This is a genomic window from Photobacterium sp. 1_MG-2023 (genome assembly GCF_030547945.1).
In the GTDB taxonomy this organism is placed as follows: domain Bacteria; phylum Pseudomonadota; class Gammaproteobacteria; order Enterobacterales; family Vibrionaceae; genus Photobacterium.
In genome coordinates, this window is record NZ_JAUORR010000019.1 from 1 (window position 1) to 25556 (window position 25556).

The 25556-nt window shown below is 51.7% G+C and carries 21 protein-coding genes, 1 rRNA gene and 1 riboswitch; of the genes, 8 read left to right on the forward strand and 14 right to left on the reverse strand.

Annotation, left to right across the window (positions count from 1 at the left end; genetic code table 11):
• From Q4579_RS15695 to Q4579_RS15720, 6 genes are all read right to left on the reverse strand, one after another.
• A 16S ribosomal RNA gene (locus Q4579_RS15695) occupies window positions 1-386 on the reverse strand; the annotation flags it as partial.
• A gap of 452 nt (window positions 387-838) precedes the next feature.
• The gene (gene hemG, locus Q4579_RS15700; RefSeq protein WP_303565511.1) at window positions 839-1363 is read right to left on the reverse strand and encodes a menaquinone-dependent protoporphyrinogen IX dehydrogenase; all 525 of its coding nucleotides are present in this window, start codon (window positions 1361-1363) and stop codon (window positions 839-841) included.
• Window positions 1364-1373: 10 nt separating this feature from the next.
• Window positions 1374-2831 (reverse strand): TrkH family potassium uptake protein, encoded by a 1458-nt coding sequence (locus Q4579_RS15705; RefSeq protein WP_303565512.1) that lies wholly within the window; start codon window positions 2829-2831, stop codon window positions 1374-1376.
• A gap of 29 nt (window positions 2832-2860) precedes the next feature.
• Window positions 2861-3487 (reverse strand): YigZ family protein, encoded by a 627-nt coding sequence (locus tag Q4579_RS15710; RefSeq protein ID WP_303565513.1) that lies wholly within the window; start codon window positions 3485-3487, stop codon window positions 2861-2863.
• A 119-nt stretch (window positions 3488-3606) separates the two neighbouring features.
• Complete coding sequence (locus tag Q4579_RS15715) at window positions 3607-4080, reverse strand: hypothetical protein (RefSeq protein ID WP_303565515.1); 474 nt, start codon at window positions 4078-4080, stop codon at window positions 3607-3609.
• A gap of 3 nt (window positions 4081-4083) precedes the next feature.
• A complete protein-coding gene (locus tag Q4579_RS15720) occupies window positions 4084-5958 on the reverse strand; it encodes a S8 family serine peptidase (RefSeq protein WP_303565516.1) in 1875 nt (624 codons plus the stop codon).
• 345 nt (window positions 5959-6303) lie between these two features.
• Between Q4579_RS15720 and fadB the strand changes: the two genes are divergently transcribed.
• From fadB to Q4579_RS15735, 3 genes are all read left to right on the forward strand, one after another.
• Window positions 6304-8466, forward strand: a complete 2163-nt coding sequence (gene fadB, locus Q4579_RS15725; RefSeq protein ID WP_303565517.1) for a fatty acid oxidation complex subunit alpha FadB — start codon at window positions 6304-6306, stop codon at window positions 8464-8466.
• A gap of 16 nt (window positions 8467-8482) precedes the next feature.
• Entirely contained in the window at window positions 8483-9652 is a 1170-nt protein-coding gene (gene fadA / locus Q4579_RS15730; RefSeq protein WP_211646667.1) for an acetyl-CoA C-acyltransferase FadA, read from the forward strand.
• Window positions 9653-9799: 147 nt separating this feature from the next.
• Window positions 9800-10783: an MDR family oxidoreductase gene (locus tag Q4579_RS15735; protein ID WP_303565518.1), complete on the forward strand. Its 984-nt coding sequence runs from the start codon at window positions 9800-9802 to the stop codon at window positions 10781-10783.
• A gap of 132 nt (window positions 10784-10915) precedes the next feature.
• Here the strand turns inward: Q4579_RS15735 and Q4579_RS15740 are convergent, their stop codons facing one another.
• Window positions 10916-11098 carry a hypothetical protein gene (locus tag Q4579_RS15740; RefSeq protein ID WP_303565519.1) on the reverse strand — a complete coding sequence of 61 codons (183 nt, stop codon included), beginning with the start codon at window positions 11096-11098 and terminating at the stop codon, window positions 10916-10918.
• A 137-nt stretch (window positions 11099-11235) separates the two neighbouring features.
• On the opposite strand from Q4579_RS15740, the gene tusA reads away from it, so the two are divergent.
• Window positions 11236-11484 carry a sulfurtransferase TusA gene (tusA, locus tag Q4579_RS15745; RefSeq protein ID WP_046222073.1) on the forward strand — a complete coding sequence of 83 codons (249 nt, stop codon included), beginning with the start codon at window positions 11236-11238 and terminating at the stop codon, window positions 11482-11484.
• Window positions 11485-11566: 82 nt separating this feature from the next.
• Here the strand turns inward: tusA and Q4579_RS15750 are convergent, their stop codons facing one another.
• Both Q4579_RS15750 and Q4579_RS15755 read right to left on the reverse strand, forming a co-directional pair.
• Entirely contained in the window at window positions 11567-12124 is a 558-nt protein-coding gene (locus Q4579_RS15750) for a TMEM165/GDT1 family protein (RefSeq protein ID WP_303565520.1), read from the reverse strand.
• 94 nt (window positions 12125-12218) lie between these two features.
• A riboswitch (yybP-ykoY riboswitch) is annotated at window positions 12219-12317 on the reverse strand.
• Between the two features lie 95 nt (window positions 12318-12412).
• Complete coding sequence (locus Q4579_RS15755) at window positions 12413-13129, reverse strand: OmpA family protein (protein WP_303565522.1); 717 nt, start codon at window positions 13127-13129, stop codon at window positions 12413-12415.
• A 251-nt stretch (window positions 13130-13380) separates the two neighbouring features.
• Here Q4579_RS15755 and glyQ point away from each other — a divergent pair, with 251 nt between their 5' ends.
• Window positions 13381-14292, forward strand: coding sequence for a glycine--tRNA ligase subunit alpha (glyQ, locus tag Q4579_RS15760; RefSeq protein ID WP_211646672.1), 912 nt, complete (start codon window positions 13381-13383; stop codon window positions 14290-14292).
• A gap of 9 nt (window positions 14293-14301) precedes the next feature.
• A complete protein-coding gene (gene glyS, locus Q4579_RS15765; protein WP_303565523.1) occupies window positions 14302-16374 on the forward strand; it encodes a glycine--tRNA ligase subunit beta in 2073 nt (690 codons plus the stop codon).
• 83 nt (window positions 16375-16457) lie between these two features.
• Here glyS and Q4579_RS23080 read toward each other — a convergent pair whose 3' ends face one another.
• Both Q4579_RS23080 and Q4579_RS15770 read right to left on the reverse strand, forming a co-directional pair.
• A complete protein-coding gene (locus Q4579_RS23080; RefSeq protein ID WP_368501998.1) occupies window positions 16458-16538 on the reverse strand; it encodes a cytochrome b6-f complex subunit PetN in 81 nt (26 codons plus the stop codon).
• Between the two features lie 111 nt (window positions 16539-16649).
• Window positions 16650-17942: a DUF1835 domain-containing protein gene (locus Q4579_RS15770; protein WP_303565525.1), complete on the reverse strand. Its 1293-nt coding sequence runs from the start codon at window positions 17940-17942 to the stop codon at window positions 16650-16652.
• A 437-nt stretch (window positions 17943-18379) separates the two neighbouring features.
• On the opposite strand from Q4579_RS15770, the gene Q4579_RS15775 reads away from it, so the two are divergent.
• Entirely contained in the window at window positions 18380-19630 is a 1251-nt protein-coding gene (locus Q4579_RS15775) for a valine--pyruvate transaminase (RefSeq protein ID WP_303565527.1), read from the forward strand.
• 121 nt (window positions 19631-19751) lie between these two features.
• Here the strand turns inward: Q4579_RS15775 and Q4579_RS15780 are convergent, their stop codons facing one another.
• Both Q4579_RS15780 and Q4579_RS15785 read right to left on the reverse strand, forming a co-directional pair.
• Window positions 19752-20336 (reverse strand): GNAT family N-acetyltransferase, encoded by a 585-nt coding sequence (locus Q4579_RS15780; protein WP_368501997.1) that lies wholly within the window; start codon window positions 20334-20336, stop codon window positions 19752-19754.
• Between the two features lie 203 nt (window positions 20337-20539).
• Window positions 20540-21010, reverse strand: coding sequence for an Hsp20 family protein (locus Q4579_RS15785; protein WP_303565528.1), 471 nt, complete (start codon window positions 21008-21010; stop codon window positions 20540-20542).
• Window positions 21011-21378: 368 nt separating this feature from the next.
• Between Q4579_RS15785 and Q4579_RS15790 the strand changes: the two genes are divergently transcribed.
• Window positions 21379-23076: an acyl-CoA dehydrogenase family protein gene (locus Q4579_RS15790; protein WP_303565530.1), complete on the forward strand. Its 1698-nt coding sequence runs from the start codon at window positions 21379-21381 to the stop codon at window positions 23074-23076.
• A gap of 65 nt (window positions 23077-23141) precedes the next feature.
• Here the strand turns inward: Q4579_RS15790 and gyrB are convergent, their stop codons facing one another.
• Window positions 23142-25553 (reverse strand): DNA topoisomerase (ATP-hydrolyzing) subunit B, encoded by a 2412-nt coding sequence (gene gyrB / locus Q4579_RS15795; RefSeq protein ID WP_303565532.1) that lies wholly within the window; start codon window positions 25551-25553, stop codon window positions 23142-23144.
• Between the last annotated feature and the right edge of the window lie 3 nt (window positions 25554-25556).

Here is a 25556-nt window from a genome sequence, read left to right on the forward strand (position 1 = left end):
CCCCACTGCTGCCTCCCGTAGGAGTCTGGACCGTGTCTCAGTTCCAGTGTGGCTGATCATCCTCTCAGACCAGCTAGGGATCGTTGCCTAGGTGAGCCGTTACCCCACCTACTAGCTAATCCCACCTGGGCCAATCTTAGCGCGCGAGGCCCGAAGGTCCCCCGCTTTGCTCCCATCTCGTAAAAGAAAGGAGATTATGCGGTATTAGCCATCGTTTCCAATGGTTATCCCCCACACTAAGGCATGTTCCCAGGCATTACTCACCCGTCCGCCGCTCGCCGCCCATCATCGCACCCGAAGGATTGTTGATGTCGCTGCCGCTCGACTTGCATGTGTTAGGCCTGCCGCCAGCGTTCAATCTGAGCCATGATCAAACTCTTCAATTAGAATTTTGTTGCCTCTCCGAAGAGAAGCGGCTCAGTGATTACTGATGTTTCAACCGAAGTTGAAACGAATTGACTGTGCCGGTAACCCTTTCAAGAAAGTGCTACCAATTGGTCACTCAGTTCACTGATAAAATCTTTTGACTGTATCATTGTCGAGTGCCCACACAGATTGCATGGTCAAATTGTTAAAGAACTTTGCCAGATTCGCGCTTCGCTCATCGTGGACAGGGCGGCTATTCTATCGAAATGAAAAACCGTGTCAAACACTTTTTCCAATCTATTTCAGAACAACTTTCCCGTGAACCTTTGGTTTTCAGCTTTCTTTGCTGTAACCCCGTTCAGTGAGGCGGCATTATAGGGACTTTCTTTCAGGGCGCAAGTGCATTTTTAAGATTTTTTTGTTTTTTCTTTTTTTCGGACAAAAGTTAATCAAAACCGCCTTTTTTTGCCCTTCAGAGTTGCTTAAATGCCTCTGAAAAGGCGGAAACACGTTTCCAGTCCGTATATTCCACTTCTTTTGTCGTATCCGTTTCCCCACCTGTCATTCGCATAATGAACCGAATCATGGTGCGATCGAACCAGTTATACCTCGGATAACGCAGTGCGCCGGCAAAGACTTCCAGTAAATCAGGACACCAAGGGGACTTCTGTAAAAACTTCTGCATATACACACTGGTCTCGGGCGTATCTTTACCCGTTTTTCTTGCTGTCAGGTTCACACAGTAAAAAGCCACTTTCTGTGCCTCAAGCTGTACCTGATGGTGTGCAATGAACTGATATAACTTTTTGTTCAGATGTCCGTAACGGACAGAGGCCCCCAACAGGACTTTGCTGTACTGAGTAAAGTTGATCTCTGGCAACTGATGAATATCCAGAATGTCACACTGAAACTCTGAGCCCAGCTCCTGCTCTATCTGTCTGAGTATTTTGATGGTCTGTCCTTCACGGCTCGAGTGCAGCATCAGCACCTTTTCCATAATGATCTCCTTAGTTACGCCAGAATGTCGGGGTAAACAGAACCAGTAGCGTAAAGACTTCAAGGCGGCCAAACAACATGGCGACAATTAAGGTCCACTTCGCAGCATCATTCACTTCACCAAAATGAACTGAAACCTGGCCCAAGCCCGGCCCCAGATTGTTCAACGTTGCAGCGACGGCCGAAAATGCAGTCAGTTCGTCCATGCCGGTTCCAACCAACACCAGCATACACATCACAAATACCAGCGCATAAGCAGAGAAAAAACCCCAGACCGCATCGACCACTCGTTGTGGCAAGGCCTTATTCCCCACTTTAATGGTGTACACCGCTCGGGGGTGCACCAGACGCTTCAGCTCACGCACACCCTGCAAAAACAGCAACAACACTCGAATCACTTTGATACCACCACCGGTTGAGCCAGCGCATCCGCCTATAAAAGAGGAGAATAAAAGCAGCACAGGCAAAAACAGCGGCCACTCCGAAAAACTGGTGGTCGTAAATCCGGCCGTCGTTGAAATCGATACCGTCTGAAACAGCGCCTGATCCAATGTCTCCCACCAGCTGTCGTAAGTGTGGTGCTTTATCAGTAAGCTGTAGCAAATCGCAAACAAAATTACCTGCACCACCAGAAAGGCTTTGAATTCCGGATCGCGAAGATAGGTTCGCAAATGCGTTCCCCGATTTGAAAAGGCTGCAAAGTGCAATGAGAAATTACAGGCGGAGATCAGCAAGAAGACGACGGTCACCATATTGATCGCAGGGCTGTTGTAATGCCCGATACTGGCGTCATGCGTCGAAAACCCGCCAATGGCAACCGTAGAAAAGCTATGGGCTATCGCATTGAACACATCCATTCCGGCCGCCCAGAAAGCCACAGCGCAGGCGATGGTCAGCGTCAGATAGATGTACCAGAGCGTCTTCGCGGTTTCTGCGATCCTCGGGGTCATCTTACTGTCTTTCACCGGGCCCGGAATTTCAGCACGGTACAACTGCATACCACCGATGCCCAGTACCGGCAAAATCGCGACAGCCAGGACAATGATCCCCATTCCGCCAAACCATTGCAGCATTTGGCGATAAAAAAGAATCGCCTTCGGTAAAGCATCCAGTCCGACAATCACAGTTGCCCCGGTCGTCGTCAGGGCGGAGAAAGATTCAAAAAATGAGTCTGTAAAGGAGAGGTCCGGGTTTTTCGACAGAATAAAAGGCACAGCCCCGGCACTGCCAATAACGGTCCAGAATAAAACAACAATCAGAAATCCATCCCGGGCTTTCAGTTCCCGCCGGTGATGCCGGTTAGGCAGCCATAGTGCCGCACCACCCGCCAGTAAGATAAAGAAGGTCACCACAAAGGGAAAACCTGCACCATCTCGGTACAGTAAGGCGATAAAGGCAGGAACCAACATGGTGACACTAAACAGTGCCAGCAGCAGGCCAACGATACGGATAATGGAACGAATTTGCATAATCTTGCGGGCGCTCAGTCAAGTTTGTTTTATAAAGCCGTGTTTGCGTCCTGAATCCGAATCCGGTCGCCACTGCGATTTATCAGACAGGTCTTAAAGTCCTCAACCCGACGACTGTCGATTTCAATCAGCAAGGTGACATCCGCGCCATAGTCGGCTTTTGTCACGTCAGCGCCATACTCAGCCATTACAGCTTCTAATAAAGGCACCTGATTATACGCACAGCACAGGTAAATCGGTGAAGTAATCACCTTTTCTTTGGACACGAGCACAGAGAGGGCTTGCTGAACACCGCCGCCATACGCTTTCACCAGTCCGCCGGTTCCCAGACGGATCCCACCATAATAGCGTGTGACCACTGCAGTGATCTCCCCAACCCCAGAGCCACTCAATTGGGCCAGAATCGGTTTTCCGGCTGTGCCGGAAGGCTCGCCGTCATCACTGAATCCCCACATCATCGAGTCTTCCGGGCGACCCGCCACGAAAGCCCAGCAGTTGTGGCGCGCGTCACCATGGCGGGTTTTGATGGTCTGAACAAATGCTTTGGCAGCCTCTATCCCGGGCGTATGCGCCAGATAAGTGATAAACCGACTTTTTTTAATTTCTTCCTCGGTCACAACCGATTCAACCGGGATAAGATAAGGAGCCTGTGCCATGTCTTCCTTTTCGCGATTCACGTCATACAAAAGCGCAAGAATAGCACAACCTTGCTCTGTGTTTCACAGCAGCAAAAAAAGGAGCCGAAGCTCCTTTCTTTCACCGTCCGCAGCCTGAGTTACTGCGGCTCATTGAGCTGTTGATTGAGCTCCAGCGCGACCTGCTCGACCTGGTGGCTTTGCTCCAGTTGCTCCAGTAAAGGCAGCAGGTTCACCCCCTCTTTGGCTTTCAGCAACGCGATCTCATCACCGGTAAATACCAGTTCCAGCTGATGCTGTGCTGCAAAGGTCGCTGCATCCGCACCAGACTCCAAACGGATCAGGAAGCTGCCGGTGATCTCAACCGCTCCCTCGGCTGAATTCACCGCCACCAGCTTGTCGCCTTTCCTCAGAATGGGATTGACCGACAAAGAACGTTTCTGGCGCGTTTTTCCTGCCTGAGTCTCAGACAATTGTTGATAAGCAACGCCATTAATCATCAAAATGTCGCCACGCCCCTGAGAAAGCGATTCAGCCAATGGAAGCGACGAATCATCCGCCAGCAGCGGCGCAGCAAATAACAATGAAGTACACAGAACGAAAGTTTTCATCATGATTTACCCCTGATGACCAAAGAAACGAATATCCCAGGATTTCAGCACACCATCCTGAGCGTTGTTTTGCTGGCTGACCGGAATGCGTTGTCCATTTTGAGGTTCCGCAATCCATTGAGAAGTAGCCTGATTTGTGTCTCTGACCACTAATTGCCATTGTCCTTGTGCCGACTCACCATAGAAATGATTCGACAACAGAAGCTGCTGCTCAAAGCCATTCACATTGCTGTATACCGACTGCCCCACCAGCCCTGAGCGAGGCGACAAGATGACACTGCGCGTCCCTGAGGGTGAAACGAGTTCTATCGCCAGATCGTGCACACGCTCATGATCGATATCAACTTTGACCTGAACCGCCTCGACCACAAAGTCATTGGCCTGCTGATAGGTACTCACGGCACCGTGCAGATTGGCATCCGGGATATTTTCACGACGATTGACATGCTGCCACGGTGTAATTGTCATCGGTGGTAGTGGCGCTGAGTACGTTTGCGCCATCGCCACCGCACCGTCGACATTCACCCTGCCAAATCCGTAGAAGTTGTGGAAATCATAGCCCGCGGCATTGGTTTGCCAGCCCGGAATTGCAGCATAAGTCACCTCGGCCTGATTTGACCCAGTAAAAGTCAGATGAACGCCGGAATGATTCGGATCGGTTTTCGTCGCGGTTGAGGCCAGAATATGTTTCACATCGCGCCAGCTCAGGTTCGGGTTGGCAGACATAATCATCGCCACCGCCCCAGAGGCATTAGGTGCTGCTGATGAAGTACCGTTCATCACGCCATTATATTCACAGCGCGGATCGAGCGCTGTTCCGCCATGCAGACCATTTGTCAGACGATCCACCGTATTGTAGCCCGCATGGCAGCCCGACACGTCTGTCGTGATCATAGCCGGAGAATCCGTGCCGTACTCACCACCGGGCGCAGAAACGAACACATTTGCCCCAACCGAAGAATAAGATGACAACTCACCGTTAGCATTGAGTGCCGAGACCACCATATTCCAGAAATTGGCATTATCTGAGGTGATATTACTGTCTTGCATCGGCAGACCATTGTTTGCCGGTCCGATTCGCGCTGTATCATAATAATCTCCAGGCAGAATCAGAGTCCTTCCCAGTGATCCCAGAGAAATACGGAAACGTTTATAGCTGTTCCCGGCAGATTTCACGAAAAGACTGCCCAGCCCCTGATGCGACTCCCGACTGACCCGCTCGTAAGCCTGCTCTTTTAATGCTGTATTCAATTGATTGAGATCATACTTACGAGGCACGATGGATGAGGATCCATAGCTTTGGTTAAACACACGGACATCCGCAGTGTTCTCAGCTTCACCGTGTGACAACAACCAGGCTTCCATCGACTGATTATTCAGCCAGTTAAACCCTTTCAGGCCCGCATAGGGTGCCACACCACGGCCGCCTACACCGTTCCAGCCCACAGCGGCTGCAATCCCAGCCACCGCGGTGCCATGTCCGTCTGTTGGATCATCTGGTGTCGGGTCATCATCATTATTGACCACATCGCGGGAGCCCGGACGGATATTCGCCGCCAGATCCGGATGACCGATTTCCAGGCCGTCATCAACCACAGCAATCGTCACTCCCTGTCCGCGTACACCGATCGCGTGACTGATATACAGATTCATATCCTGACCCACCAAACCACCAGAGCGGGAAAATGCGGTCTGACCATGGTTCTGTAAGTGCCATTGTTGTGAATACAAGGGATCTGATGGAATTTCATCGGGAACCCAGGACCAGTCTACATCGGCATTTAATACCGGCGCAGGTTTTGGCAGTGTCACTGAATGGACAACTGTCGGCAATAAAGCCGCCGTCACCATCACAGGCAATAATCTCAGCGCTGTCTTCATGAGTGCATCCTTATGCTTATTCATTCCGTTTTTATTCCACCAAGGGAATGTACTTGGATGTACACTGATAACAGTCACAATGGCTATCAGAAGACACATTTTTTGCTAAACATAATGAAATGACTCGCAAAACCAGCGGAATCAAAAAGCCAAATCAGACACATTCAACTCAGAGGATTCGACCAAAATCACCTTTTGCAACATCCCGACATCAAGGTTTAAACAATTGTTTAAAATAGGTGTTGAAATCGCATTACAACAGGTTCAGACTAATCTTTAACCTGGTTGCAGGTCAAACCAGTCAAAATCAAACCGGCAATGCACCGGTATTCACGGAGATAGAACATGATTTACCAAGGTGAAACCCTGTCTGCACGCTATCTGGAGGATGGCATTGCGGAAATCAACTTCAATGCGCCAGGCAGCGTGAATAAGCTGGATCGCAAGACCCTGGAAAACCTCAGTGAAGCTATCAACGCCCTCTATCAGCAAAATGATCTGAAAGGTGTTCTGTTAACGTCCGGTAAACCTGCTTTTATCGTCGGTGCGGATGTCACCGAGTTTCCGGACATCATGACACAGGAAGCCGAGACGCTCTCCAGCTGGCTGGCAGATGCCAATGCTATTTTTAATCGTCTGGAAGATATTTCTGTCCCGACTGTTGCAGCCGTCAACGGCTTTGCACTGGGCGGCGGCTGTGAATGCATTCTGGCAACTGATATTCGTGTGGCTGACACCACAGCACTGGTTGGCCTGCCAGAAACCAAACTGGGTATCATGCCGGGCTGGGGTGGCTCTGTTCGTCTGCCTCGCCTGATCGGTGCTGATCCGGCCATGGACATCATTGCAGCCGGTAAAGCGAAGAAAGCTCCGGAAGCACTGAAACTTGGACTGGTTGATGCCGTCGTTGCACCAGATGCCCTGCACGATGCCGCACTGACGATGCTCAAAGATGCCATCGCCGGAAAACTGGACTGGCAATCCCGCCGCGCTCAGAAACAAGCGCCGCTCAAGCTGAATAAAATTGAAGCGACCATGAGTTTCACCATGGCCAAAGGCATGGTGATGCAAGTGGCCGGTCCACACTATCCTGCCCCAATCACCGCCGTGAAGTGTATTGAAGAAGCGGCAGGCATGAGCCGTGACGAAGCACTGAAAGTCGAGAATAAAGGCTTTGTGGCTCTGGCGAAAAGCGAAGTAGCCCCTGCACTGGTTGGTATCTTCCTGAATGACCAGTACATCAAAGGCCAGGCCAAACAAGCTGCCAAAGAAGGCAAAGACACCCAACGCGCAGCCGTTTTGGGTGCCGGGATCATGGGCGGTGGTATTGCCTATCAGTCTGCCCTGAAAGGCGTACCCGTGATGATGAAAGACATCGCACAGCCTTCACTGGATCTGGGCATGACCGAAGCATCCAAGCTGCTGAACAAACAATTGGAACGCGGCAAACTGAATGGCCTGAAGCTGGCAAAAATTCTGGCATCCATTCAGCCAACCCTGCACTACGCCGGGATTGAAGAAGCCGATGTCATCGTTGAAGCCGTCGTTGAAAACCCGAAAGTAAAAGCAGCGGTGCTGGCTGAAGTGGAAGAACGTGTGGGTGAAGACACCGTGATTACCTCCAATACTTCGACGATTCCAATCAACGTGCTGGCAAAATCACTCAAGCGCCCGGAGAAATTCTGTGGCATGCACTTCTTCAACCCGGTTCACCGCATGCCGCTGGTTGAAATCATCCGGGGTGAACACACTTCGGAAGAAACCATTTCCCGTGTGGTGGCTTACGCGGCCAAGATGGGCAAATCGCCGATTGTCGTGAATGACTGTCCGGGGTTCTTCGTGAACCGTGTTCTGTTCCCTTACTTTGCCGGTTTCAGCCTGCTGCTGCGTGACGGTGCCGACTTCACCAAAGTCGATAAAGTCATGGAGAAGAAATTCGGCTGGCCGATGGGCCCTGCTTACCTGCTGGATGTTGTGGGGATTGATACTGCGCACCATGCGCAAGCGGTAATGGCAGAAGGCTTCCCTGAGCGCATGGGTAAAGACTACAAAGATGCTGTCGACGTAATGTACGAGAACCAGCGTCTGGGCCAGAAGAACGGTAAAGGCTTCTACGCTTACTCCGTTGATAAGAAAGGCAAGCCGAAGAAAGATGTGGCACCGGAAGTTGCGAGCCTGCTCGCCCCGGTTGTCAGCCGCGCGGCCGACTTCAGCGATGAAGAGATCATTGCCCGCACCATGGTCCCGATGATCAACGAAGTGGTTCGCTGCCTGGAAGAAGGCATCATTGCCACGCCAGCAGAAGCGGACATGGCACTGGTTTATGGCCTGGGCTTCCCTCCGTTCCGTGGCGGCGTGTTCCGTTACCTGGATGCGATGGGTCTGGCGAACTATGTCGCGATGGCCGATCAGTTCGCTCACCTTGGCGCTGTGTACGAAGTGCCGGCCGGTCTGCGTGAAAAAGCAGTGCAAGGCGAACGCTATTACAACGCAACCGTAAACGCTTAAGGACGAGGATAAACACATGAATAACGTCGTAATTGTTGACTGCATCCGTACCCCGATGGGGCGTTCTAAAGCTGGTGCATTTCGTAACAAACGTGCTGAAGACTTGTCAGCACATCTGATGAAAGGCCTGCTGGAGCGCAACCCTCAGGTTGAACCGGCAGCGATTGAAGACATTTACTGGGGCTGTGTGCAGCAAACACTGGAGCAAGGATTCAACGTCGCGCGCAATGCGTCGCTGCTGGCCGGAATTCCTCATACTGTCGGTGCCACCACGGTTAACCGTCTGTGTGGCTCCTCCATGGATGCCCTGCACAGTGCCGCCCGTGCCATTATGGTGGGTGATGCTGAGATCTGCATGGTCGGTGGTGTGGAACACATGGGCCACGTGCCGATGAACCATGGTGTAGATTTCCATCCGGGTCTGTCCAAGTCGGTGGCGCAAGCTGCGGGCATGATGGGCCTGACAGCAGAAATGCTAGGCCGGATGCATGGTATCAGCCGTGAGCAGCAAGATGCCTTTGCTGCCCGCTCGCACCAGCGTGCACATGCTGCCACTCTGGAAGGCCGCTTCAAAAACGAAATTCTGCCCACCGAAGGTCACGATGAAAACGGTATCCTGAAAGTGTACGATTTCGACGAAGTGATTCGTCCGGAAACAACGGTCGAAACCTTGTCTGCGCTGCGTCCGGTTTTCGATCCGGCCAATGGCACAGTCACCGCAGGGACTTCCTCCGCCCTCTCTGACGGTGCTTCAGCCATGCTGGTGATGAGCGAGAGCAAAGCGAAAGAGCTGGGCCTGAAAATCCGTGCACGCATCAAGTCGATGGCCATCGCGGGTTGCGATCCGTCCATTATGGGTTACGGTCCTGTACCGGCAACGAAAAAAGCACTGAAGCGCGCAGGCCTGACGATGGAAGATATCGGCATGATTGAGCTGAATGAAGCATTCGCAGCTCAGTCCCTGCCTTGCGCCAAAGATCTGGGTTTGCTGGATGCGGTTGACGAGAAAGTGAACCTCAACGGCGGTGCAATTGCACTGGGCCACCCACTGGGCTGTTCCGGCACGCGAATCTCGACCACGCTGATCAATCTGATGGAGCACCATGACGTGAAATACGGTCTGGCCACCATGTGTATCGGTTTGGGTCAGGGCATTGCCACCATCTTTGAGCGTGTGGATAGCTAATCTGCTTCAAACTAACTTTCTCAAGCCCGCTTTTATAGCGGGCTTTTTTTTGTGAATTTTTTCGCAAACGTTGCTCCTGATCAGAATTTGAGACATTCTGACTCAATACAATCACAATCCACCGATACCTGAGCGCGGAGAAATCGTATGTTGAAAGCTCTTATCCTCAATCAGCAGGACAAGCAAACACTGGCACAGGTCAGCGATATCGAAGAACACCAGTTGCCCAAGGGAGACGTCACCGTCACGGTTGAATACTCCTCTCTGAACTATAAAGACGGGCTGGCAATTACCGGTGCCGGAAAAATCATCCGTGAATTTCCGATGGTGCCGGGAATTGATTTCGCAGGCACGGTCACCCAGTCCGACAACGACCGTTTTCAGCCAGGCGACAAAGTTGTACTGACCGGCTGGGGCGTGGGCGAAACCCATTGGGGCGGACTGGCAGAGCGTGCCCGCGTAAAAGCAGACTGGCTGGTGCCACTTCCCGAGGGCCTGAGCTGTGAGCAAACCATGGTGATTGGCACCGCAGGTCTAACCGCTATGCTGTGTGTACAAGCCCTGCAGGATGCCGGTCTGACACCGGAATCGGGAGAGATTCTGGTGACAGGTGCCAGCGGTGGTGTCGGCTCTGTTGCCATCACCTTGTTATCGGCGCTGGGTTACCGGGTTGCCGCGGTGACCGGCCGTGCCTCGCAGAATGGTGCGCTACTGAAACAACTCGGTGCCTCGACCATCGTCGAGCGCAGCGAACTGGAAGAACCCGCCAAGCCGCTGGAAAAACAACGCTGGGCCGGTGCCATCGACACCGTCGGCAGCAAAATGCTGGCAAAAGTGCTGGCACAAACGGATTACAATGGCGCCGTTGCGGCCTGTGGTCTGGCGGGCGGCTTTGATTTACCCACCACTGTCATGCCCTTCATTCTGCGCAATGTCCGGCTGCAGGGTATCGATTCCGTCTACTGCCCGATGGAAAAACGTCAGCAAGCCTGGCGGCGCCTGAGCGAACTGCTGCCGGAAAGCTTTTACCAGCAGGCAGGCCAAACAATCAGCCTGGAAGAAGTTCCGGCATTTGCACAGGCCATTATTCAGGGACAGGTCACCGGCCGAACGCTGGTGAAGTTGGGCTGAGTTGAATTGAGGCGATACAGTTCACGTTCATCCGGTCTGGCCGGGTGAACTTTTTGACTCGCCAAATAAAAAAAATCCCGCTATAAAAGCGGGGAAGCCCAAGAAAACTGGGGAGTGTAGTAGATGTGAAAGTTAGCTTTCCTCTTCTTCGAGCTCAGGAGAATGTGATAGCTCGAGCCAGAGTCCTATCGCAGCGGCGATCAACCCCACCAGCGAAAAGATTGTTAAATCATCGACGTTGCGCAGTACAATCGAGCAGAAAGCGATAAAGCACAGCACACAGTAAATAGTCAGTCTATCCATCTGAGTAATCATCCTCGCCTCCCTGTGATGACAACAAAGTTAACAACTTGTTAACTAAGTTACACATAATTGTTACCCTTGCCAACCCCCAGTTGATTATTTAATCTCCGTGAGTATGATCTAGGTCTCATTTACGATATGGTTTCACGATGAACACGAATTTTGATTCCGCCACTCTCAGCCTGGAGGCACAAGGACTGCGTTGTCCGGAACCTGTCATGATGGTTCGTAAAACGGTCCGCAAAATGGCCGAAGGCGAAACACTGCTGGTGCTTGCCGATGATCCCTCCACAACCCGGGATATCCCGAGTTTTTGTCGTTTTATGGATCACACACTGCTGGCGGCGGACACAGAATCTTTGCCCTACCGGTTTTTGATTCAGAAAGGCAAAGCATAAAATGAATCAGGCAGCCTAACGCTGCCTGATGACATTTTCATTGCGCTGGTTCAAGACTAGCCTGAATCGCACAATTTCTTTGTTACAGGCCAAATACAGCACCCAACGCCAGCAACACAAATAAACCTGCCGTCACCTTCCGGATCAGCCCCAGCGGCATTTTATCTGCAGACAGTTTTCCAATCAGAACCACAGGTACATTGGCCAGCAACATGCCAATCGTGGTACCCAGCACAACCAGCAACAGGCCGTCATGATATTTTGCGCCTAGCATAGTCGTAGCCACCTGAGTTTTATCGCCAATTTCTGCAATAAAAAACGCAATGAAGCTCGCAACAAACGGACCCCGATTTGAAATGGTCTCGTCATCGTCCAGTTTATCCGGGATCAGAATCCAGCCCGCCATCACCACAAAACTGACAACCAGGACCCACTTAAGAATGTCAGGAGAAAGATAATCGGCAACAACCACACCCAGCCAGGCAGCCAATGCGTGATTGGCCAGCGTAGCGAGAAAAATCGCCAGAATGATAGGAACGGGTTTACGGTAGCGACTGGCCAGCAGTAGGGATAACAATTGGGTTTTGTCCCCAATTTCTGCCAGTGCAACGGTAGTAATGGATACAGCTAAAATGCTCACGACATGCTCTTTGGGGCGAGGATTATCGTTTTTAACCAAAGACAAACAGACATGCCCCACCCCGGTTCATATCGATTTGCCTATGGTCTCGCCAAACTGACCGGAGAAATTGGTCAGTCACAATCACCATGAAGATTTTGCTTCAATTATGTTGATGATTGTGCCGTCAGAACGGCAGGCTACTCCCCAAAGGAATCGGCATCATAGCCAGAAGTCGCCCCAGAATCAAGCTACGAAAAAAGGGAAGCTTCCGCTTCCCATTGCTGTGTTCCCGTCAGATGAACTCAGTTATGACGCCGTCGGGCTCAAGACAATCTCCACACGGCGGTTCTGAGAACGACCCTGCTGATTCGCATTTGAAGCAATCGGATGCGCTTCACCCATGCCTTTCGCCAGAACACGTTTCGCGGCAACGCCACTCCGCACCAGATAGTTGCTCACTTCACTGGCACGTACCTGAGACAAACGTAAGTTATAAGATTCAGAACCTGTGCTGTCGGTAAAACCATAAATATTCAGTTGCGTTTTATCGTACTCGTTCACAACCAGTGCCACGTTATGAAGAGCATCCATGGCTTGCTGGCTGAGGTTTGACTGATCAACGCCAAAGGTAATCGCATTCGGCATGTTCAGGACAATCTGATCGCCATTACGGGTCACGCTGATCCCGGTCGATTCCAGCTGCTGACGCAGTTTTGCTTCCTGCACATCCATGTAGTAGCCGATACCGCCACCCAGTGCTGCACCGGAAGCAGCACCAATCAGCGCCCCTTTACCGCGGTCGCTCTTGCTTGATGAGGCCACACCGATAGCCGCACCAGCAACAGCACCAATCAGTGCACCGCTGGTTGATTTTGCTGTCTGATCTTCACGCGTATATGGGTTAACCGTTGTACAACCTGTTGCCACCATCGCTGTGATGCTCGACAAAAGGATAGCGCGTACCCACTTACGTGAGTTCGAAGAGGTGTATTGTTGCATGCTCATTCCCCATTGATTGTTCATGAACCGATCCGAGCCATGGCATCGTCTCAGCATATTTTTGCTGCATTGTAGTCAAGATTGACCCGCTGATATCAAAAACCTGTCAATTTTTTACCCTGTTTCTGCTTATGGCGGAAGTCTGATGACAAAAATTTACACAAGGCGCCACAATGCGCAAAAAACGTGCGCGGCCCCTACTCCCGCAAAGCCAGCCAAGGTATACTGGATTGTTATCTTTTCTACTTTTATCAACGGATCTCGTGAAGCTGACAATGCAAAAATACGACATTAAGACCTTTCAGGGCATGATCCTGACGCTTCAGGACTACTGGGGCCAGCAAGGTTGTACTATCGTGCAGCCGCTGGATATGGAAGTGGGTGCGGGTACTTCGCATCCAATGACCTGTCTGCGCGCGTTGGGACCAGAGCCAATCGCCGCTGCCTATGTGCAGCCTTCCCGCCGCCCGACTGACGGCCGTTACGGGGAAAACCCGAACCGTCTGCAGCACTATTATCAGTTCCAGGTCATCATCAAACCTTCCCCGGACAACATTCAGGAGCTGTATCTTGGCTCTCTGGAAGCGCTGGGCGTTGATACGCAGGTTCACGACATTCGCTTTGTAGAAGACAACTGGGAAAACCCGACACTGGGTGCCTGGGGCCTGGGCTGGGAAGTCTGGCTGAACGGCATGGAAGTGACACAGTTTACTTACTTCCAGCAAGTGGGCGGCCTGGAATGTAAACCCGTCACTGGCGAGATCACTTATGGAATTGAACGTCTGGCGATGTACATCCAGGGTGTCGATTCCGTATACGATCTGGTCTGGACCGATGGCCCACTGGGCAAAGTGACTTACGGCGATATCTTCCATCAGAACGAAGTGGAACAGTCGACGTATAACTTTGAACACGCGGATGTCGATTTCCTGTTTACCTTCTTCGATCAGTGCGAGAAAGAATGTCAGTCGCTGCTGGCACTGGAACAGCCACTGCCACTGCCCGCTTACGAGCGTATTCTGAAAGCGGGCCACGCCTTCAACCTGCTTGATGCCCGCAAGGCAATCTCGGTAACCGAACGCCAGCGTTACATCCTGCGGATTCGTAACCTGACCAAGCAAGTGGCAGAAGCCTACTATGCCTCTCGCGAAGCCCTTGGCTTCCCGATGTGTAAAAAAGACAAGTAAGGATTTCGCATGGCTGAGAAAAATTTCCTGATTGAACTGGGCACCGAAGAGCTGCCGCCAAAAGCACTGCGAACCCTTGCGGAAGCTTTTGCCGAGAACTTTGCTGCCGAGCTGAACACGGCCGAGCTGGCATACCAGCGCATGGACTGGTACGCGGCCCCTCGCCGACTGGCACTGAAAGTGACCGCACTGGCTGAAGGCCAGGCCGACAAAGTTGTTGAAAAGCGCGGCCCTGCGATCAGTGTTGCCTTTGACGCCGACGGTAACCCGACCAAAGCAGCACAAGGCTGGGCGCGTGGCAACGGCATCACGGTTGAGCAGGCTGAGCGCCTGAAAACCGACAAAGGCGAATGGCTGCTGTTCAAAGAAGCGGTGAAAGGCAAACCTGCCACCGAACTGCTGTGTGAACTGGCTGCCACTGCGCTGGCAAAACTGCCGATCCCAAAACCAATGCGCTGGGGTGATTCAGATACGCAGTTTATCCGTCCGGTGAAAACCCTGGTGATGCTGCTGAATGACGAACTGATCCCAGGCACCATTCTTGGCGTTGAATCTGCCCGTACCATCCGCGGCCACCGCTTTATGGGTGAATCTGAATTCAGCATCGAGCATGCCGATCAGTACCCTGCGATTCTTGCAGAGCGCGGAAAAGTCATTGCCGACTACGAAACCAGGAAAGCACAAATCATCGCAGATGCCAAAGCAGCAGCGATTGCAGTCGGCGGTACAGCTGATCTGGAAGATGATCTGGTTGAAGAAGTCACTTCTCTGGTGGAATGGCCGGTTGTGATGACCGCTTCTTTCGAAGAAGAATTTCTGAACGTGCCCGCTGAAGCGCTGGTGTACACCATGAAAGGGGATCAGAAATACTTCCCGGTTTACGATGCGAACGGCAAACTGCTGCCGAAGTTCATCTTCGTGTCGAACATCATTTCAAAAGAGCCGCGCCACATCGTCGAAGGAAACGAAAAAGTTGTTCGCCCTCGCCTGGCTGACGCAGAGTTCTTCTTCAACACAGACCGCAAGCGCCCGCTGGTCGATCGTCTGCCAGAGCTGGACAATGTCCTGTTCCAGAAACAACTGGGGACTTTGCGTGATAAGACAGACCGCATCACTGCAATGTCCGGCTTTATTGCTCAGCACATTGGTGCCAACGTCGAGCATGCCGAACGTGCCGGTCTACTGTCCAAGTGTGACCTGATGACCTCCATGGTGTTCGAATTTACCGACACTCAGGGCGTGATGGGAATGCATTACGCGCGTCTGGACGGCGAACATGAAGATGTGGCCGTTGCCCTGAACGAACAGTACATGCCACGTTTTGCCGGGGATGCACTGCCAGGATCCGATGTGGCCGCTGCTGTCGCACTGGCTGACAAGATGGACACCCTGGTTGGTATTTTCGGTATTGGTCAGCATCCAAAAGGTGCCAATGACCCGTTTGCCCTGCGTCGTGCCGCATTGGGTGCACTGCGTATCATGGTTGAAAAAGGCTACGCGCTGGATCTGGTTGATCTGATCCGCAAGGCCAAAGAACTGTTTGGTCAGAAGCTGACAAACCACAACGTGGAAGCCGATGTCATTGACTTCATGCTGGGTCGTTTCCGTGCCTGGTATCAGGACGAAGGCCACAGTGTCGATGTGATTCAGGCCGTTCTGGCTCGTCGCCCAACCACTCCGTCTGATTTCGACAAACGTGTGAAAGCCGTCAGTCACTTCCGTTCGCTGGATGCTGCTGAATCACTGGCAGCAGCGAACAAGCGTGTCGGGAATATCCTGGCAAAATTTGAAGGTGAACTGTCTGCGTCAATCAACAGCAGCTTACTGGTTGAAGATGCCGAGAAAGCACTGGCGAACGATGTTGAAGCTGTGACTGCGAAGCTGGCCCCAGTGTTTGCAGCTGGTGATTATCAGCAGGCGCTGTCTGAACTGGCGACACTGCGTGACACCGTCGATGCCTTCTTCGATAACGTGATGGTGATGGCAGATGACGAAGCACTGAAAGTGAACCGTCTGACCATGCTGAACCAACTGCGCAATGAATTCCTGAAAGTGGCTGACATTTCAGTACTACAGAACTGATCCTGACCGCTTCCCGAATTTATCTCGCTCCAAAAGCAATGAAAATCCCTCGACAATGTTCGCGGGATTTTTTTATGCCGTCCTCAAAGAGCTGAGCATCCCCACGCCTTCAGGCAGATGTTCCACGTGAAACATGCCAGATACGCCACCCATCTAAATGACATATCCTCGATTTAATTTTCTGTATTGATCACTGCGCAACTGAAAGACAACTTACCAATCATGTTTCACGTGAAACATTTCACGACCACCGTCTTAGCAGATGATGGCACGCATTAGATGTCGATGTCTTCAAACCTCAGGGTACTGAACGACTCATGATCCCAACACCAACGTGACTCGGGACGGACACAAATGCCACCCACCCAATATTCTGGCAACCTGACTCTCGCCTTGCCAGAGAGCACCGAACGTCCGAACGTCGTGATCGAGATGTCATGATCCAGCCAGCTTTGATGAGGTTCAATCCCGGTCGCCGATATCAAAGGCGTCTCGCACACGAGCAAGGGTTTCAAGAGCACCCAAAACATCAAATCGCCAAGATACGGCAACGGTTCTTCAGACTGATACGACTGAAACCAATCCGACACCCAAAGCGGTCCAGACGCGTTTTCAAGTACACGCAACGCCAGCATTTGTGTCAGGCTGAGACCGGTCGAACCATGAGGTAATTCCTGCAAATGCCGGACTATCACAGCCGGCAGATTCGGAAACACGGTCATCGCATCCGACGTGCTTGCTGCGATTAAAGCTGCAGGTGAAGGCGAACAAAATGCCTGCCATATTTGTTGGGCGAACTTGAAATGTCCCGTGTCCAGACGCCGTCTTTGTTGCCATAAAGCCCGAAGTCCTTCCGCAGGCAACTGCCCCAGGCCAATGAATCGACTCCGCCCCGGATACTGGTTCACTTCAATCAGCTCAACCTCACGCGATGAAGCTGCGGGTTCATCCGCCAGAAAAGCCAGTAACCGAAACAGCATCAATTGGTCGTAATTATCGTGCTCGACCCAAAAGACCAAACGCTGAAACTTGTCGTCCAGCAGGGAATCCAACTGTTGCCGAGTTTGAGCAATCAGATGTTCTACCGAACGCTCGTCCCCGACTTCAGACAACAAAAACTGATGAATATAGGTTGCGCGCATGCGCTCAAACGCAAATCCAGCAGACAAAGGTCCCATACAATGAGGATCGATAAACGGCAGAAACTCGCCCTGAAAACCGGCCGTTTTTAAGAGCTGCTGAATGTCATGACCACAACGGATATGGAGGGTGAGCATCTCACGATCCAGAGACGAACTCCCCTGCGCGATCGCTTGTTTGTGCGCGTCGAGCGTTTGCAGATGATGCTTGAGTTTCGGCCAGCTTGGCATTCCCAAAGAACGTGCCAGAGCAAGCTGAACATCAGCAAGCCGGATCGTTTCGATGGTAATCTGTTGCGGCACCGGATGGTTCTTCTGCAGAAAACGACGCGCGGCTTCGTCACCTCGTCGCACGGCTTTGAGGGTTCGCTTCGCCTGAGATTTTAACTGCACCAGACTGAGGGAAAATGCATTGTCAGCTTTCATCATGTCACCATTCTCATGATTCTGGGCCCGCATCACAGAGAGAAGGTAGATGACAAACATCTCTGCTGCACATGGTGTGCAGCACATCAGATTACCCTGGATAACATCCTTTCCGCGAGCTGGTTGCTTGGGTCAAGCTGCACCAGACTACAACAGTCCAATCCATTTGCAAAGCAAAGCGCTCGGCTTGAACGCGACCTGCCCGCTCGTTTCTATTGACGCCAAAACAAAGTAAACCAGGAAGCGAAATACGAATTGGAGATCATCTAAACTTAATCATAAAGGACATGATTTCTTCTGTGTTTCACGTGAAACACACGTCGAACACATTGTTGACATCGCTCGAACAAAGTCACTTTCACTGTAAGTTTCATTGCTGTATGTTGTCTGGCTCACCCACAATAAAAATCACAACAGACGCACACTGAGGTCGAAGCAAGATGGAGTTTTCTACGTTCGGTAACAAGTTTGCCCGTTACTCGGGGATCACCCAGTTAATGGATGATTTGAATGATGGCCTGCGCAACCCAGATGCAATCATGCTGGGCGGCGGCAATCCGGCTCAAATTCCAGCCATGGTTGACTACTTTACCCAGCTCAATGCCAGCCTGAATGAAACCGGCGACCTCGCAGCCGCGATGACGAATTACGACGGTCCGCAAGGGAAAAATACTTTTATTCAGTCTCTGGCCGAGCTGCTCCGTAAACGATATGGCTGGGATATTTCAAGCAAGAACATCAGCCTGACCAACGGCAGTCAAAGCGCCTTCTTCAGCTTATTTAATTTGCTGGCCGGTGAATTTCCCGACGGCAGCCATAAAAAGATTCTGTTGCCCCTCGCCCCGGAGTATATCGGTTATGGTGATGCCGGCCTCAGCCCAGACATGTTCATTTCGTACAAGCCAGAAATAACCCTGCTGGACAATGGTCTGTTTAAATATAATGTCGACTTCAAAGCCCTGACCGTCGACGAGAATGTCGGCGCAATCTGCGCATCCCGCCCGACCAATCCAACCGGGAATGTGTTGACCGATGAAGAAGTCCGTCATCTGGATGCGCTTGCACAACAACACGGCATTCCACTGATCATCGACAATGCCTACGGGATGCCCTTCCCAGACATCATTTTTGAAGATGTCACCCCGTTTTGGAATGCCAACACCATCCTGTGCATGAGCCTGTCGAAACTGGGTTTGCCCGGGGTGCGTTGCGGGATTGTCATTGCCAGTGAAGAGATCACCACAGCACTGGCCAATATGAACGGCGTCCTGAGTCTGGCACCGGGCAGTGTCGGACCTGCAGTGGTCAACAAGATGATCGAAAAAGGCGAGCTGCTTCATTTAAGTGAAACAGTCATCAAACCTTTCTACTCTGCGAAATCCCAGCAAGCTGTACGTTGGCTTCAGGAAGCGATTCCGGATCCGCGCTTCCGGATTCACAAACCAGAAGGCGCCATGTTCCTTTGGCTGTGGCTAAAAGAGCTGCCGATCACCACCATGGAGCTCTATCAGCGCCTGAAAGCACGTGGCGTGCTGATTGTACCGGGTGAGTATTTCTTTATTGGTCTCGGTGAAGACTGGCCGCACGGCCATGAATGCCTGCGAATGAACTATGTGCAGGATGATGACAAGATGCAACGCGGGATCGCGATCATTGCCGAGGAAGTAGCAAAAGCTTACCAGCAAGGTTGAGTGTCTCACTGAACACGCGCGTCGAAAGACAACAAACAGGGCATTCACTGCCCTGTTTGTTCATCTGAGTCAGGCAAGCATCGTCTTCACACGGTGTTGTTGAGGCCGCAGAGAAATTCACTCAAACGATTGTCTTTGGACTCGAGTTGTAAACCATCGTGACAAACTGAGAGTCATCATCAACCAATTCAAATCCAAACCGCCGATACAAAGTACCGACAGGATTGCCCTGTAAATACATTAAGCGACAGGGTCTCTGGGTTGTATCAGACCACGCAATCACTGCGCCTAGCACCGCACTGCCAATCCCCCGCCCTTGCCATTGCGGAAACAGAAAGAAACGGCTGAAATAACTTTGCGGGAGATCGCGACTGTCTTGTTCGGTCTTCGAATGGCATTCCGGCGCAATCATTTCCAGCAACACACTGCCAATCGGGGTTCCGTCCATCAGAATCAACAAGGGTTTACAATCCTGCCACTCAGACAGATGCAGTTGGTACTGTAAGGTTTCATCCCATCCAAAAATCTGAGTGACAGCCTCTCGTTCTGCGGCTTTCTTTAATTCGAAAACAAAACGTTCATGGTGGTCTGCAGCCGTAACGAGGGACAATCCTGCAGGTGTATTCGCTGGCAACAACGGCTTCAGGCAGGCAGCACTGACACGCTGGCGCTTCGGGTTTAATTGTGGTTTGATTTCCTTCCCCACACTTTTCTTCCTTCAAATTAGATCATCGCCTGAAGAAGATAATCCAAACCAAAGCAGCACTAAAGTGTTGTTTCACGTGAAACCTTTATCGTGAGATCACACCTTTGTTTCACGTGAAACATAGATAGCTTCTCATTAGGTTGGCTCACATATAAAAAAGGCCAGCCCTCAGGCTGACCTTCCATACAATGTTGACGCAAGTCTTATTCAGCGGTGTGACTCACAACCGAGTCTTCTTGTCCCAACAGACGTTGTCCGTTAATCGCAATGCGACGCGGTTTCTCTTCTTCTGGGACTTCGTGTTCCAGCTCAATATGGAGTAAACCATTTTCCATCGCAGCACCAATCACTTTGACATGATCGGCCAGTTGGAATTTACGCTCAAAATCTCGCTCAGCAATACCCTGATACAGGTACTGGCGTTTTTCATCCTGCTCGGAAATGGCACGTTTCCCGGTGACAATCAGACGATTTTGATGTTGGCTGATTTCGAGCTGATCATCAGAGAATCCAGCAACCGCCATGGTGATCCGGTAGTGGTTCTCGTCTTGCTGTTCAATATTGTATGGGGGATATCCGCCATTGCTATTATTCAGGTTCTGTTCCATCTGATTAAACAGACGATCAAAACCAATGGCAGAACGATACAGGGGGGAAAAATCTAATGTACGCATCATCACTATCCTTCTCTGAAGCAATAATTGAATGGTTAAACAACTGAAGCGGGTTTTCCTCTTGGACAAACCGTCGAAGGCCCAACTCGCTGGCACCTCCTGCTTCACCCATAGATATAGGGGCATTCAAATCCGCTTCAAGGGGAAAGCTGAAAATTTTTTAAGGCATATTTTTCGCGAAAGGCATGTTGAATTGATCACTGTTCACAACATTCAACCCCACTCACGTCTTGACGTAGTCAATATCGCCGGGACGGTCTAAGTTAATTGAGGCAGATTGCGGAGAATCGAGAACACCACAACGAAGCAGCTCTTCGCCACTGTCAATTTGGTACTGAGCAGTCGTGCGCAGAAAGGAAACCACCAGCATGGATCACAAGGATATGGCAATGACAGCATCAAGTCAGGACACCCATCACGTCTTTAATCAGCCCGCGGCACTGGAACACTTCAATGCTTATGATACCAACGCCATCTTAAGAAACTGGGTCCGGCAATTTGAAGGCGCTTGGGCTGAGTCGCAGTTGTCTGCTTTTGGTCATCACGTCGGTCACACATTACTGGAGGCGGGTTTTCTCGCCAACAAACACTCGCCCGAGTTCCAGCCGCATGACAGATTTGGCTATCGAATCGATCAGGTGGATTATCATCCGGCATATCACCAGCTGATGCGACATGCCATCGAGGCCGGACACACCAGCCTGCCCTGGACAATGCCCCGGCCGGGTGCCCACGTTGCCCGCGCCGCCATGGCTTTCTTGCATACTCAGGCCGATCCAGGCTCAGGCTGTCCGTTAACCATGACTTTTGCCAGTGTTCCGGCAATCAAACATCAGCCGGATCTGGCGGAACAATGGCTGCCGAAAATTACCGCGACACACTATGACGGCAGCAATCGTCCCTATTTCGAAAAACAGGGGGTGACCATTGGCATGGCGATGACCGAGAAACAAGGCGGCTCCGATGTGCGGGCGAATACCACTCTGGCAACGCCGGTTCACGCAGCTGGTCCGGGAAAAAACTACCGCCTGACAGGACACAAATGGTTCTGCTCTGCTCCCATGTGCGATGCTTTTCTGGTACTGGCAAAAACAGGCGAACAACTCTCCTGTTTTCTGGTGCCACGCTGGCGGGAAGACGGCAGTAAGAACCCGATGCACATCCAGCGACTGAAAAACAAACTCGGGAACCGCTCAAATGCCAGTGCTGAGATTGAATTTCGTGGTGCCCATGGCTGGCTGCTGGGCGAAGAAGGCCGGGGGATCCGGACGATTATCGACATGGTTGCCCTCACCCGCTATGACTGCATGATTGGCTCCAGCGCCTTGATGGCACAAGCAGCCCGGGAAGCCATCTGGCATACTTCGGGCCGACATGTGTTTGGTAAAAATCTGCATGATCAGCCTCTGATGCGAAACGTCCTGGCCGATTTAGCTTTGGAAGCAGAAGCCGCGCTGGCTGTCACCCTGCGGATTGCCCATGCTCTGGATCAGCAGGAAAATCCCAAGGAAGATGCACTGGTGCGCAGTGCCACGGGGATCGGAAAATACTGGATCTGCAAACGTGCCATCCAGCACAGCGCTGAAGCCATGGAATGTATTGGCGGTGTAGGTTATGTCGATGAGAATGTCGCCAGCCGCTTATACCGGGAAGCGCCCGTCAACTCGATCTGGGAAGGTTCAGGAAATGTCCAGTGCCTGGATTTACTGCGGGTGCTGCAGCGTGAGCCGGAAACGTTGAATGCCTTATTTAGTGAATTCGAATCTGCGAAAGGACTGCATCCACTGTTTGATCAACAACTGGCAAGACTCAAACAGGAATTCGCCGATCAGCATCAAATCGAATTTCGTGCCAGAAGTATCATGGAGCACCTGGCCTTGCTCTGGCAAAGTGCCACCCTGCTGGTTTATGGCGACCCTCAGATCGCACAGGCCTTTGTGCGAGCCAGACTGTCAGAGCACAGCAGCTATCAGTTTGGCACGCTGCCGGCAGACATCGACACACAATCCATCATTGCTCGTGCCCTACCCAACCTGCCACAGCAATCGCCAGTACGTCACAGGTAGCCGCATAAACAACGCCATAAAAAAAACGCCGCTGTTCAGCGGCGTTTTCAGGTGAATCAGAACGGTTAAACATCCAGATTCGCGTTCAATGCATTTTCTTCAATGAACTGACGACGCGGTTCAACATGGTCACCCATCAGTGTGGTAAACAACTCATCCGCTGCGACCGCGTCATTGATGGTTACCTGCATCATCCGGCGTGATTCAGGATCCATCGTGGTTTCCCACAACTGATCCGGGTTCATCTCACCCAAACCTTTGTAGCGCTGACGGCTCAGACCACGGCTGGAATCTTTGATCAGCCACTCCAGTGCTTCATTGAAACTGGAGACCGGTTGTTTACGCTCGCCACGTTGAACAAAGGCCGATTCTTCAAGCAGACCACACAATGCTTCCGACAAATCAGCCAGTTTGCCGTACTCTTTCGAATGCAGCAGATCGTAACTGAGCGGATACTGGTAATCGACACCGTGCGTTCGAACCACAATCTTCGGCAACCAGACATTGTGTTCTTCGTCCTGGAACACCTCATAGCCGTAATGACTTTCGCCGGTTTGCTTCTCGTTCAGCGCATCCACAACAGCTTTCACCCAGGCTTCCACCTGCGCCTGATCAACCAGTTTCTCGTCACTCAGACGCGGCTGATAGGTCAGTTCGTTCAGCAGCAGTGTCGGGTAACGACGGCTCATGCGCTCAACCAGCTTCACCACACCGTTGTACTGCTTCACCAGCGTTTCCAGCGCCATCCCGGAAATTGCCGGCGCCGTTTCACTGGTAAACAAAGATGCATTTTCCAGAGCCAGCGCAATCTGGAACTGGCTCATGTCTTCATCGTCTTTGATGTACTGCTCTTGCTTTCCTTTCTTCACTTTATACAGCGGCGGCTGAGCAATGAAGATATGGCCACGCTCGATCAGTTCCGGCATCTGACGGTAGAAGAACGTCAGCAGCAGCGTTCGGATGTGCGAACCATCGACGTCGGCATCCGTCATAATAATGATGCTGTGATAACGCAGTTTGTCCGGGTTGTACTCATCCCGGCCGATGCCACAACCCATCGCAGTGATCAGCGTTGCGACTTCCTGAGAAGACAGCATTTTGTCGAAACGGGCTTTTTCAACGTTCAGGATCTTACCTTTCAGCGGCAGAATCGCCTGATTCTTCCGGTTACGGCCCTGCTTGGCTGAACCGCCTGCAGAGTCACCCTCCACAATATAGAGTTCAGACAGCGCCGGATCTTTTTCCTGACAGTCGGCCAGTTTGCCCGGCAGGCCAGCCAGATCCAGTGCGCCTTTGCGGCGGGTCATTTCGCGGGCACGACGTGCCGCTTCACGGGCACGGGAAGCATCGATAATCTTGCCGCAGACAATCTTGGCATCGGTTGGGTTTTCCAGCAGGTATTCACTCAGCTTCTCACCCATGGCCGACTCAACCGCCGGTTTCACTTCGCTCGACACCAGCTTATCTTTGGTCTGGCTGGAGAATTTAGGATCCGGCACTTTTACCGAAACCACAGCGGTCAGACCTTCACGGGCATCGTCACCTGAGGTCGCCACTTTGGCTTTCTTGGTATAGCCCTCGGCATCCATGAAATTGTTCAGGGTACGGGTCAGTGCACCGCGGAAACCGGCCAGGTGACTACCACCATCGCGTTGCGGAATGTTGTTGGTGAAACAGTAAATGTTTTCCTGGAAGCTGTCGTTCCACTGCATCGCAACTTCAACGGAAATACCGTCTTCACGTTCAAACGCAAAGTGAAACGCTTTCGGGTGAATTGGGGTTTTGTTCCGGTTCAGGTGCTCAACGAACGCACGGATCCCGCCTTCATACTTGAAGTGATCCTGCTTGTTATCGCGCTCATCAATCAGCTTAATCGACACACCAGAGTTCAAAAACGACAGCTCGCGCAGACGTTTGGCCAGAATCTCGTAATGGAAGGTGGTGTCCGTGAAAATCGTATCACTTGGCCAGAAACGGATCCGGGTCCCGGTCCGGTCTGAATCGCCAATCACACCCAGAGGTGCCTGCGGCTCACCCAGATGATAAATCTGCTGGTGGATATTGCCATGACGGTGAATGGTCAGTTCCAGCTTGTCAGACAATGCGTTGACCACCGAAACACCCACACCGTGCAGACCACCGGAAACTTTATAGGAGTTATCGTCAAACTTACCGCCGGCGTGCAGGACAGTCATAATAACTTCCGCAGCCGACACCCCTTCTTCCGGGTGCATATCGGTTGGAATACCACGACCGTCATCGCTGACAGAAACTGAACCGTCTTCGTGGATTGTCACCACGATATCTTCACAGTGACCAGCAAGAGCCTCATCGATGGAGTTATCGACGACCTCAAAAACCATGTGGTGCAAACCTGTACCGTCATCCGTATCGCCGATGTACATCCCCGGACGCTTACGTACCGCATCAAGACCCTTTAATACCTTGATACTTGATGAATCGTAATTGTTGGACATTGA